The following is a 12,116-nucleotide window of genomic DNA, read 5'->3' as shown; positions in this document are numbered from 1 at the left end:
CGGCGCGCTGGGTAACCGCCCCGCTAGTGGCAAAAACTGCGTAGCTATCTAGTCAGCGTAGACCGGGAAGCTGGCACAGAGTGCCGCTACCTGACCACGAACGCGTTCGATCACAGCTGGGTTGTCCAGGTCGTCGAGGATGTCGCAGATCCAGCCAGCCAGTTCACGGCACTGACCTTGTTTGAAGCCACGGCTGGTGACTGCTGGGGTGCCGATGCGGATACCGGAAGTGACGAAAGGCGACTGTGGGTCGTTCGGCACGGCGTTCTTGTTCACGGTGATGTGTGCCGCGCCCAACGCGGCATCAGCAGCTTTACCCGTGAGGCCTTGCTTGATCAGGCTGACCAACATCAAGTGGTTGTCGGTGCCGCCGGAGACAACGTCATAGCCACGGGTCACGAACACCTCGGCCATGGTCTGCGCGTTGTCGATGACCTGCTGCTGATAGGCTTTGAAGCCGGGCTCCAGCGCTTCCTTGAAGCACACCGCTTTGGCGGCGATCACATGCATCAACGGGCCGCCCTGGCTGCCGGGGAATACCGCCGAGTTGAGTTTTTTCTCGATTGCTTCGTTGGCCTTGGCCAGGATCAGGCCGCCGCGTGGGCCACGCAGGGTTTTGTGGGTGGTGGTGGTGACCACATCGGCAAACGGAATTGGGTTGGGGTACAGGCCGGCGGCGACCAAGCCGGCGACGTGGGCCATGTCGACAAACAGCAGGGCGTCGATCTTGTCGGCGATTTCGCGGAAACGGGCGAAATCCAGAGTGCGCGAATAGGCGGAGAAACCGGCGACGATCATCTTCGGCTTGTGCTCAAGCGCCAGGCGCTCGACTTCGGCGTAATCGATCAGGCCTTGCTCGTCGATGCCGTATTGCACCGCGTTGTACAGCTTGCCCGAGGACGACACTTTGGCGCCGTGGGTCAGGTGGCCGCCGTGGGCCAGGCTCATGCCGAGGATGGTATCGCCAGCATTGATCAGCGCCAGGTACACCGCGCTGTTGGCGGATGAGCCGGAGTGCGGCTGCACGTTGGCATAGTCGGCACCGAACAGCTGCTTGGCGCGCTCGATGGCGAGGGCTTCGACCTTGTCCACATGCTCACAACCGCCGTAGTAACGCTTGCCTGGATAGCCTTCGGCGTACTTGTTGGTCAGGCCGCTGCCTTGCGCCTGCATGACGCGCTGGCTGCAATAGTTTTCCGAGGCGATCAGCTCGATGTGATCTTCCTGGCGCTGCTCTTCGGCGTTGATCGCGGCGAGCAGGGCGTCGTCATAACCTTGCAGTTGGTCGTGTTTGCTGAACATGCTGAGATCCCTCGATTGTTGTTTTTGGGGTGCAGCTGACCCGCCCCGGGTAGGGGTGAATCAAAATTCTGGGGTAAACAAAACCGTAGGATGGGTTGAGCGCAGCGATACCCATCATCCCGTGTGCTGCGTCCATCGCTGATGGGTTACGCGGCGCTGAAGGATGGTGTTAACGGTGCTATTGCGCTATTGCGCTATTGCGCTATTGCGCTGCTGCGCCGCTAACCCATCCTACGGTTTTTATCGCCTTAAGCGTCCTGATACGCCTCGATGGACGGGCAGGCGCAGATCAGGTTGCGGTCACCGAATACGTTGTCGACGCGGCCGACCGGAGGCCAGTACTTGCCTTCGATCAACGTGGCGGTTGGGTACACAGCCTGTTCGCGGCTGTAGCCGTGCGTCCATTCACCGACCAGTTCCAGTGCGGTGTGTGGCGCGTTTTTCAACGGGTTGTCGGTGGCGTCCAGATGACCGGCTTCCACCGCACGAATCTCTTCGCGGATGGCGATCATGGCGTCGCAGAAGCGGTCCAGTTCTTCCTTGGATTCGCTTTCGGTCGGCTCGATCATCAGCGTTCCGGCGACGGGGAAGGACATGGTCGGGGCGTGGAAGCCGAAGTCGATCAGGCGCTTGGCCACGTCGTCAACGCTGATGCCGCTGCTGTCCTTGATCGGGCGGATGTCCAGAATGCACTCGTGCGCCACCAGGCCGTTGCTGCCCGAATACAGCACAGGGTAGTGCTCTTCGAGGCGGCGGGCGATGTAGTTGGCGTTGAGAATGGCCATTTGCGAGGCGAGCTTGAGGCCTTCGCCGCCCATCATGCTGATGTACATCCAGGTGATCGGCAGGATGCTGGCGCTGCCGAACGGCGCAGCACTGACGGCACCTTCTTTGCGGGCCATGTGACCGTGGCCGGGCAGGAACGGAATCAGGTGCGCCTTGACACCAATCGGGCCAACGCCAGGACCGCCACCGCCGTGGGGGATGCAGAAGGTTTTGTGCAGGTTCAGGTGCGACACGTCGCCGCCGAACTGACCTGGGGCGCAAAGGCCGACCATGGCATTCATGTTGGCACCGTCGATGTAAACCTGGCCGCCGTTGTCATGAATGATCTGGCAGATTTCGCGGATGCCTTCCTCGAACACGCCGTGGGTCGACGGGTAGGTGATCATCAGCGCAGCCAGGCGCTCTTTGTGCTCTTCGGCCTTGGCCTTGAGGTCGGCAATATCGACGTTACCGTTGCTGTCGCAGGCGGTAACCACTACACGCATGCCGGCCATGCTGGCGGTGGCTGGGTTGGTGCCGTGGGCCGATTGCGGGATCAGGCAGATGTCGCGCTGATCGTCGCCGCGGCTCTGGTGATACGCGCGAATCGCCAGCAGGCCAGCGTATTCGCCCTGGGAACCGGCGTTCGGCTGCAAGGATATACCGTCGTAACCGGTGGCGGCGCAGAGCATGGCTTCCAGCTCTGTGGTCAGCTGGGTGTAACCCTGGCTTTGCTCGACTGGGGCGAAGGGGTGCAGGCTGCCGAATTCGGCCCAGGTCACCGGGATCATCTCGCTGGCGGCGTTGAGCTTCATGGTGCAGGAACCCAGCGGAATCATGCTGCGGTCCAGCGCCAGGTCCTTGTCGGCCAGCTTGCGCAGGTAGCGCATCAGCTCGGTTTCCGAGTGATAACGGTTGAACACCGGGTGCGCCAGGATTGCCGACTCACGCAGCAAGCCTTGTGGCAGCTGCGCGGTTACGCCAGCAGCCAGCTCAGCGAATGCGGGAACCGCCTTGCCGTCGGCGAATACCGCCAGCAGTGCTTCAACGGCGGCTTGGTCGCTGGTTTCATCCAGGGACAGGCCCAGACGCTCGCCATCGATTTCGCGCAGGTTGAGGCCGGCAGCGCGGGCCTTGCTGTGCAGCTCAGCAGTTTTGCTGCCAGTGGCCAAGCTCAGGGTGTCGAAGAAGAATTCCTGTTCAACGCTGTAGCCCAAAGCGCGTAGGCCCTTGGCCAGGATCGCGGTGAACTGGTGAGTGCGCCGGGCGATCTGGGTCAGGCCAGCCGGGCCGTGGTACACGGCGTACATGCTGGCGATGTTGGCCAGCAGTACCTGGGCGGTACAGATGTTACTGGTGGCCTTCTCGCGGCGGATATGTTGCTCGCGGGTCTGCATGGCCAGGCGCAGGGCCGGCTTGCCGAAACGGTCGATCGACATGCCGACCAAGCGGCCTGGCATATCGCGCTTGAATGCATCGCGGGTGGCGAAGTAGGCGGCGTGTGGGCCACCGAAGCCCAGCGGCACACCAAAACGCTGCGCGCTGCCCAAGGCCACATCGGCACCGAATTCGCCCGGCGGGGTGAGCAGGGTCAGGGCCAGCAGGTCAGCGGCTACGGCGACCAGCGCATTGGCGGCGTGGAAGCGCTCAACCAGTTCGCGGTAATCGAAGATGTCGCCATTGCTGGCCGGGTACTGCAGCAGTGCGCCGAAGTAAGCGCTGACATCGGTCAGGCTGGCTTCGTCGCCAATTACTACTTCAATGCCCAGCGGCTCGGCGCGGGTGCGCAGCACGTCGAGGGTCTGCGGGTGGCAATGCTGGGAAGCGAAGAAGGCGTTGCTGGCCTTGTTCTTCGACAGGCGCTTGCAGAAGGTCATGGCTTCGGCGGCGGCGGTGGCCTCGTCGAGCAAAGACGCGTTGGCGATCTGCATGCCGGTGAGGTCGGTAACCAGGGTCTGGAAGTTCAGCAAGGACTCTAGGCGACCTTGGGAGATTTCCGGCTGGTACGGGGTGTAGGCGGTGTACCAGGCTGGGTTTTCCAGCAGGTTGCGCAGGATTGGGCTCGGCGTGTGAGTGCCGTAGTAACCCTGACCAATAAAAGTGCGCAGCTGCTGGTTCTTGCCAGCGATGGTCTTGATCTTGGCCAGGGCGTCGGCTTCCGACAGGCCCGGCAGGGAGCCAAGGATGCTGGTGCCCTTGATGCTCTCGGGAATGACATTGTCGGTCAGCGCGTCGATGCTGGCGTAGCCGAGCAGTTCGAGCATGGCCGCAGTATCAGCCTCACGCGGGCCGATGTGGCGCGCGATAAATTCGTTCTGGGTGGTCAGCTTGGTCATTGCAATCTCTCAGGCGTCAGCATTGGCGTTGAGCAGGCGCTCGTAGGCGGCTTGATCGAGCAGGTCGGCTACCGCGCTGGCATTGGTCGGGCGGAAACGGAAGAACCAACCTTTACCCAGGGGGTCTTCGTTAACCAGCTCAGGGCTGGATTCTAGCTCGCCATTGACCTCGACAACCTCACCGTCTAGCGGCATGGAGATATTGCTTGCTGCTTTTACCGACTCCAGCACCGCCACTTCGGCGCCCTCGGCATAGCTCTGAGCGTCTGGCAGTTGCACGAATACCACGTCACCCAAGGCTTCCTGGGCATAGGCAGTGATGCCCACGGTGACCAGACCATCGGCATCCTGACGCAGCCATTCGTGCTCGACGGTAAAACGCAATTCGCTCATGTGAACTCCTCAAGGGTGGTGACTCGCCCTTTCTGTTGGGGGCGATGTGCTGAACGCTCGTGCTGGGCAGCGAGCAGAAGATGCAAAGACCATAGCAAGGGTGGTGCCATTGTATTTTTTATCAATAAAATCAATGGCTTATGGTTGTTGCACAATAATTGAATTGCCGGACATGTATTGATTTAGATACAGAGGTGGCGGATTAAGGGTTTCATGCACTGCGCAGCGCTCTGGTGGCGCGCTTTGGGCGCTTTCGTATCGGTATGAATACGGTGTATTTAATTCGATACGATTATCGAGGGCATTCGCTGCTCAATTCACTGGCCTTGAGGGAGGCAGGCACTGCGCGCTATTCATCGGCGCTATGCAGGCTTATTGAATTGGTGCATGTGCGGCGGCCTATGGCCCGTGGCAGAGAGGTATTCACTCTTTAGGAGGACAGAGTGAATACCTCTTTCGGGCGCTTAACCCGGAGTGGGTGGCTGGGTAGTTTGGCGGCTCAACACGAAACCCGCTTTCCAGGAGAGCCGCATGAGAACAACAACAAGACATGCCATCTTCCAGCCCAGCATCTTGGCTGTTGCCATCGCTTTAGGCTGTGTAGGGCCTGCCCAGGCTATTTCATTCAATATTGGTGAGGTCGAAGCGCAGTTCGATTCTTCTCTTTCCGTGGGTGCAAGCTGGAGCGTGCGTGGGGCCGATCCTGACTTTATCGGGACGCGCAACGGCGGCAAGGCGTCCTCGCAGACCAACGACGATGGCCGTCTGAATTTCAAGAAGGGTGAAACCTTCTCGAAGATCTTCAAAGGCGTGCATGACCTTGAGTTGAAGTACGGCGACACGGGCGTGTTTATCCGTGGCAAGTACTGGTACGACTTTGAGACCAAAGACGAAAGCCGCCTGCTGTATGACATTGATGACCACAACCGCAAAACCGCAGCGCAGGCCTCGGGCGCGGAAATTCTCGATGCCTTCGTTTATCACAACTACAACCTGGGCGGCATGCCGGGCAGTGTGCGGGCCGGTAAGCAAGTGGTCAGCTGGGGCGAGAGCACGTTTATTGGCAATTCGATCAACTCGATCAACCCTGTGGATGCCGCCGCCTTCCGCCGGCCTGGTGCGGAAATCAAAGAGGGCTTGATCCCGGTCAACATGCTCTATGTATCGCAGAGCCTGACTGACACGGTCAGCATGGAAGCGTTCTACCAGCTGGAGTGGGACCAGACGGTTATCGATAACTGCGGCACGTTCTTCGCCCCTAGCGACACGGCTGCAGATGGCTGTGAAGACCGTTTGGCCGTCGCGGGAGCTGATGTGGCGCCAGGCGTGTCGAACAATACCGGCGCTCCAGGTAACCCTATTTATATCCCGCGTGCCGGTGACCGTGACGCCCGTGATAGTGGTCAGTTTGGGGTTGCCCTGCGCTGGTTTGCCGAGTCGCTGAACGACACCGAATTCGGCCTGTATGCGATGAACTATCACAGCCGCACGCCGAGTGGCAGTTTCTTGCGCACCACGTCGCCGTCTGCGGCGGTTATTCCGGGCGCGCCGGGGGCTCGGTACTTCCTTGAGTACCCAGAAGATATCCGTCTCTATGGCGTCAGCTTCCAGACCAACGTTAATGGCACTGCGTTGTCCGGTGAGTTGAGTTATCGGCCAAATATGCCGATCTCGATCAACTCCACTGACCTGACCTTTGCTTCACTTGCATTCCCCGGTTCACCGGTATTTACCAGTGGCCATGCGCAGAATGTCGCCGGTGAAGAAATTGCCGGTTACGTACGCAAACCTGTCACCCAGGCTCAGGTCACGGCGGTGCAGTTCTTCGATCGGGTGCTCGGTGCTAGCCGCCTGACCTTGCTCGGCGAGGTCGGTTACAACCATGTCAGCGGCATCAGCGATGACCTCGGTGAGCTGCGTTTCGGTCGTGACCCGGTTTATGGCCTGGGTGAGTTGGCCAGTAATGGGACGTGTACGGCTGCGTTCAACGCCGCTAACCCGGATCAGTGCAGCGGCGATGGTTTCTTTACCAGCAGCTCTTGGGGCTACCGCCTGCGCGCCAGTGCCGATTACAGCAACGTGTTTGCTGGGGTCAACCTGACGCCGAGCATTGCCTGGTCGCATGACGTCGATGGTTATGGCCCCAACTTCAGCGAAGGAACCAAGGCTGTGAGTCTTGGCCTGAACGCTGACTACCAGAACACCTACACCGCCAGCCTCAGTTACACCGACTTCTTTGGTGGGGATTACAACACCAACGTCGACCGTGACTTTGTCGCCCTGAGCTTTGGTGTGAACTTCTGATCAACGCAGTGCAAAAGGATCCGTTCATGATGAAAAATACAAGAATCCTGCAAGCTGGCGCGCTGGTGCTGACGCTGTTAGCCAGCAGCGTGATGGCCGCAGTCTCTGAGCAAGAAGCCGCCCAGCTGGGCAGCAGCCTGACCCCGCTGGGCGCGGAAATGGCCGGCAATGCCGATGGCAGTATCCCTGCTTGGGATGGCGGCCTTTCTACCAGCGCCGGCGCAGTTGATGACAAAGGGTTTCTGGCTGACCCGTTTGCCAGCGAGCAACCCCTGTTCACCATCACCGCAGCCAATGCCGAGCAGTACCAAGACAAGCTTTCAGCCGGTCAGCTGGCCATGCTCAAACGTTACCCTGACAGTTACAAAATCCCGGTTTACCCCACGCATCGCAGCACCGCTGTACCCACAGCGATCGGGGAGGCGGCCAAGGTCAGTGCTCTGAATACCTCGCCGGTAGATGGCGGCAATGGTCTGCAGAACTTCAACGCTAGTCGTTACTACGCCTTCCCGATTCCCAAGACCGGTGTCGAGGTGATCTGGAACCACGTCACCCGCTACCGTGGCGGTAACACTCGGCGCGTGGTCACACAGGCGACGCCGCAGACCAATGGTTCTTACAGCCTGGTGAAGTTCGAGGATGAGGTGGCATTTCCGGCGGATATGCCCGACCTGGATCCGGCCAAGGGCAGCAACGTACTGCTCTACTTCAAACAGCGGGTGACGGCGCCGTCGCGTCTGGCTGGCAACGTGTTGCTGGTTCACGAGACCATTGATCAGGTCAAGGAGCCGCGTCTGGCGTGGATCTATAACGCCGGTCAGCGTCGCGTACGCCGTGCACCGCAGGTGGCTTATGACGGTCCGGGCACCGCCGCAGATGGCATGCGCACCTCAGACAACTTCGACCTGTTCTCCGGTGCGCCAGATCGTTATGACTGGCAATTGGTCGGCAAGAAGGAAATGTACATTCCCTACAACAGCTACAAGCTCGACTCGCCGTCGCTGAAATACGACGACGTGATCAAGGCTGGGCACATTAACCAGGACCTGACCCGTTACGAGCTGCACCGCGTGTGGGAAGTGGTCGCTACCTTGAAAAGTGGCGAGCGACATATCTATGCCAAGCGCCATATGTATGTCGACGAAGACAGCTGGCAGATCGCCCTCGTCGATCACTACGATGGTCGCGGCCAGCTGTGGCGTGTTGCCGAAGGCCATGCGCAGCAGTACTACAACCACCAGGTACCGGGTTACACCCTGGAGGCGCTGTATGACCTGGTGGCGGGTCGCTACCTGGCGCTGGGTATGAAGAACGAAGAAAAGTCGGCGTATAACTTTGGCTTCAAAGCCTCGGCAGCCGATTACACGCCGGCTGCGCTGCGCAGTTCGGGCGTGCGTTAAGGCATTAAGCTGCACGTGTTACTCCGTGATTGGGCGGCCTGCGGGCCGCCTTTTTTATTGCTGGCTATCACGTACTGTGATGAAGCTTTGAACGCTTAGGTGCTGAGGTTTAGCCTGCGACTATCCGGTTCTTGTAATAACAATAAAACGAGCGGACATGAACGCATCAGCGCCTTTCCCGCCGATCGTCGCAGTGTCGTCCTGCGGCAACATACAGCGCCCGCCACCGGGGCATATTCCCCGGCTGACCTTACAGCAACGTTTATTGGCTCCCGATTGCCGACTGCGCTTGCTGATCGGCCCGGCGGGCTTTGGCAAAACCGTGTTACTGGCGGATTGTGCCCGCGAGTGTCCGCTGCAGTGCGGCTTGCTCTGGCTTAATTGCGCCGGCAACGGGCTTAACGCCGACCAACTGGCTCAACAGCTGGGCAGGTTGCTTGATTACCCTGCGCAGCTGACCGCGGATGAGGTATTGCTGGCGCTGGCGCAGGAAACGCGCCAACTGTGGATCATGCTCAACGATTATCCGGTGCGCCCGGACAGCACCCTGGATGAGTACCTCAATCAACTACTCAGCGTGACTCCGGCAGGGGTGTGCTGGTGGCTGGGCAGCCGCCGGCGCCCCAACTGCAACCTGTCGCGGCTGCTGCTGGAGGGTGAGTTGCTCGAGCTGGGCGCCACCGACTTGGCATTTACTGCCGCTGAGGTCGCCGACTGGTTACACCACCTGGACCCGACTCGCAGCGCCTGGGCGCGTGAGTTGCATGAATCGACTTTGGGTTGGCCTGCGGCCTTGCGTCTACGTTTGCTGGCTGCTCAGGCCGAACCCGCTGAGGCGAATGCACCGCTCGATTGTGGTCATGATCATTTACTGGGCGAGTACGTGGCGCGTGAGGTCTTGCAAGACCTACCGGCCGAGTTGCTGCAGATGCTTTATTCCCTGGCTCAGTTACCGCGCTTTAATCCGGCGCTGTGTGATCACCTGTTCGGTGTGGGTGAAGGTGCGGATTGGTTGCGAGGATTGATTGAGCGCGGCCTGTTTATTCAGGAGGTTGAGCCCGGGAAAGGTTGGTTTGTGCTGTTTGCGCCGCTGGCCGCGCTGTTGCAACGCTTGACGGCGGGGGTGCCTTACAGCGCGTTGCATGTGCATGCGAGCCAGTGGTTTGCCAGCCAGGGTGATATCCGCGCAGCAGTGGAACATGCACTGCTGGCCGGGCAGCCGGAAGTGGCCGGCAGTTTTCTTGAGCGCTTTACCGAAGAGCAAGTGCTACAAGGGCAGGATCTGGCACTGATCCTGCGCTGGCGCAGCGAGTTGCCAGAAAGCTTGCTGTGCAGCACGCCACGCTTGATTCTGCTGAACGCCTGGGTGCTGTTGTTGGTAGGGCGCCTGGATGAAGCCGAGCTCTGTATCGACCAACTGGCGCGGTTTCAGCCGCGCAGCGATGGCGCGCGGACCCGCGAGCTGTTTGCTCATTGGCAGGCCATTCAAGGCATCATCGCCTATGGCCGGGTATGCGCGATCGGGGCGCGCAGCAACCTGCTCGAAGCCTTACAAGGCTTGCCGCAAAGCGCCTGGTCGCAGTCTTTGTTGTGCCGTTCGGCGCTGACCCTGGTGGCGATTGGTGAAGGTGATCTGGAGCTGGCGCATAAACTCAGCTTCGAGGCATTGAAGCAGGCTCGCTTGCACGACAACCCCGTCTTTGAAGCACTTCTGGAACTCGATCATGCTTTGCTGCTGGAGGCGCGGGGTGAGTTTGTGCGTGCTGAAGCGCTGTTGCAGCGCGTGCTGAACGCCAATCGCCCCGAGGTGCTACGCGGTACCCCGGTGCTGGCCAGGCTTCAGCTGCGTTTGGCGCGCGTGCAACTGCGCCAAGGGCGGCACACCGAGGCTGCCAGCGGATTGCCCGAGGGCCTTGCAAATGCCCTGGAGTGTGGCGATCCCGGCGCCTTTAACGGCTATCTCTGCCTGGCTGAACTGGCCATGGGGCAGGGCGACTTGGCCGGCGCATTTGCTCATCTGGGCAAGGCTGAGCGCCTGATGCAGCGCCAGCATGTCAGTGAAACCCTATACCGAGGCACGTTGCTACTGGCCAGTAGTCACCTGTGGGTTGCCCAAGGGCACCACGCGCGTGCGCGCATGGCGATTGGCCGGGTGTTGGGTTATGCGCAGCGGGTCAAAGCGATTCTGCCCACGCCCAACTTCCCTGAGTTGATTCCGCGCTTGCAGCTGTTGTTGCTGCAAATGGAGCTGGCGCAGGGGCGGGATGTGCGTGAGCCGTTGCTGCAACTGCGCGAGCAGGCCTTGAGCCAGGGCCGGCAGGCGCTGGTCAGTGAGCTCTATCTCGTTTACGCCGAGGCGAGCGCCGCCTGTGGCGATCAAACAGCCGCTGCGCAGGCCCGCGAGACTGGACACGCGTTGCGCCGCCGCTTGGCTTATCACTGCCTGTGGTTCAGCGTGGCTCAACCGGTTACACCCGCTGCTGCAGCGCAGCGTGCGGCGACCAATACCCTGAGCCAGCGCGAGCTGGCGGTGCTCCGGCTGATTGCTCAAGGCTGCTCGAATCAGGAGGTGGCCGAACAACTGTTTATTTCATTGCACACGGTCAAGACCCATGCCCGGCGTATCAACGGCAAGCTGGGGGTGTCGCGGCGCACCCAGGCAGTGGCCAAAGCCAAGGCGCTGGGCTTCTTCTAGTTCAATGCAGGGCTGGGCTGGCGCGCAGCAGGCTCAGGCGCTGGCTGAGTTGTAGGCGCTGCGCAATGTCGTCGCACAGCAGCAGTGCATGCTGCAAATCGAAACGCTCACCTTGCGGGCACTCCAGGTGTTGATAAATCTCGGCGCGGGCCAGGTGGTCGTGCAGATTGGGTGTGCCCAGTTGCAGCACCCGCTCGGCATCCTTAAGCGCGGCCAGATAATCGCCGTCGATTTGATGCAGTTGCCGTAGGTTGCGTGACAGGCGTTGCAGCATGCTGCGCGCGTCGCAGGTTTGCAGGTGGCTGGCGTTCAGTTCGGCAGCCGGGCCCATGTGCCGCTGCAGCAGTTCCCGGCACTCACGGGTATACAGACGGCGGCCGCTGCAGGGGTCGAGTAGATGATCGGCGCCGGGTACGCGCAATAAAAAATGCCCGGGGAAGCTCACCCCCTGCAGCGGAATCTCCAGCCGTTTGGCCAGCTCCAGGGCCAATAGGGCCAGCGACAAGGGTTGCCCGCGACGATGCAGCAATACCCGGTGCAGCAGAGCCGCCTGAGGCCGCAGTGGGCTGCTGTCGTCCTGATGGAAGTCCAGTTCGTTCAAGCGCCGCAGCAAGGCTTGCGCCAACTCAACCGGCGGCAGTGCGGGCAGGCCCTGGTTGACGTGTTGCTGCAGGCTGTTGAGTTGGCGGCAGACCTGCGCCGGTTGCAGGGTCGGGTCATGTTCGGCCGCAATCCATAGCGCCGCCTCGAACAGCGCAGGTGGGTTTTGCTCCAGGCAGGCAAGGCAGGCGGCGCGTGGGGTCATATCAATCTCCCGATGTCTCTGGCTTTGTAGTCAAGTGCCGAGGCTTCGTCCAGTGGATTGTTGTACGGGCAGCCTGCTGCAACTGACCACTGGGCGCTTGTCGGCAGCGCCACTGC

General features: G+C 60.6%; 6 protein-coding genes and 2 pseudogenes. 4 read left to right on the top strand and 4 right to left on the bottom strand.

The features are described from left to right. Positions 1 to 48: 48 nt before the first annotated feature. The 3 genes from glyA to gcvH form a co-directional block, all read right to left on the bottom strand. Positions 49 to 1,302: a serine hydroxymethyltransferase gene (glyA, locus tag D8779_RS02865; protein WP_136662954.1), complete on the bottom strand. Its 1,254-nt coding sequence runs from the start codon at positions 1,300 to 1,302 to the stop codon at positions 49 to 51. A gap of 248 nt (positions 1,303 to 1,550) precedes the next feature. Further along, positions 1,551 to 4,403, bottom strand: a complete 2,853-nt coding sequence (gene gcvP, locus D8779_RS02860) for an aminomethyl-transferring glycine dehydrogenase (protein ID WP_136662953.1) — start codon at positions 4,401 to 4,403, stop codon at positions 1,551 to 1,553. A gap of 9 nt (positions 4,404 to 4,412) precedes the next feature. Next, positions 4,413 to 4,796, bottom strand: a complete 384-nt coding sequence (gcvH, locus tag D8779_RS02855; protein ID WP_136662952.1) for a glycine cleavage system protein GcvH — start codon at positions 4,794 to 4,796, stop codon at positions 4,413 to 4,415. A gap of 531 nt (positions 4,797 to 5,327) precedes the next feature. Here gcvH and D8779_RS02850 point away from each other — a divergent pair. From D8779_RS02850 to D8779_RS21000, 4 genes and pseudogenes are all read left to right on the top strand, one after another. Continuing rightward, positions 5,328 to 7,100, top strand: coding sequence for a DUF1302 domain-containing protein (locus D8779_RS02850; protein ID WP_136662951.1), 1,773 nt, complete (start codon positions 5,328 to 5,330; stop codon positions 7,098 to 7,100). Positions 7,101 to 7,129: 29 nt separating this feature from the next. Next, positions 7,130 to 8,500 (top strand): DUF1329 domain-containing protein, encoded by a 1,371-nt coding sequence (locus D8779_RS02845; RefSeq protein ID WP_136662950.1) that lies wholly within the window; start codon positions 7,130 to 7,132, stop codon positions 8,498 to 8,500. Positions 8,501 to 8,657: 157 nt separating this feature from the next. Then, positions 8,658 to 10,886: pseudogene (locus D8779_RS02840) on the top strand (winged helix-turn-helix domain-containing protein); the annotation flags it as partial. 117 nt (positions 10,887 to 11,003) lie between these two features. Beyond that, a pseudogene (locus D8779_RS21000) lies at positions 11,004 to 11,195 on the top strand (response regulator transcription factor); the annotation flags it as partial. A 1-nt stretch (position 11,196) separates the two neighbouring features. On the opposite strand, the gene D8779_RS02835 reads toward D8779_RS21000, so the two are convergent. Next, positions 11,197 to 12,000: a SirB1 family protein gene (locus tag D8779_RS02835; RefSeq protein WP_136662948.1), complete on the bottom strand. Its 804-nt coding sequence runs from the start codon at positions 11,998 to 12,000 to the stop codon at positions 11,197 to 11,199. Positions 12,001 to 12,116: the final 116 nt, after the last annotated feature.

It is taken from the genome of Pseudomonas leptonychotis (genome assembly GCF_004920405.1).
GTDB lineage: Bacteria > Pseudomonadota > Gammaproteobacteria > Pseudomonadales > Pseudomonadaceae > Aquipseudomonas > Aquipseudomonas leptonychotis.
Note: the sequence above shows the minus strand (reverse complement) of the source record. Positions and strands in the feature narration are given on the sequence as shown.

Coding starts and splice junctions, on each gene's coding strand:
- gcvP (WP_136662953.1), bottom strand. CDS start 4,403: ATGACCAAGCTGACCACCCAGAACGAATTTATCGCGCGCCACATCGGC.
- D8779_RS02845 (WP_136662950.1), top strand. CDS start 7,130: ATGAAAAATACAAGAATCCTGCAAGCTGGCGCGCTGGTGCTGACGCTG.
- D8779_RS02835 (WP_136662948.1), bottom strand. CDS start 12,000: ATGACCCCACGCGCCGCCTGCCTTGCCTGCCTGGAGCAAAACCCACCT.
- gcvH (WP_136662952.1), bottom strand. CDS start 4,796: ATGAGCGAATTGCGTTTTACCGTCGAGCACGAATGGCTGCGTCAGGAT.
- glyA (WP_136662954.1), bottom strand. CDS start 1,302: ATGTTCAGCAAACACGACCAACTGCAAGGTTATGACGACGCCCTGCTC.
- D8779_RS02850 (WP_136662951.1), top strand. CDS start 5,328: ATGAGAACAACAACAAGACATGCCATCTTCCAGCCCAGCATCTTGGCT.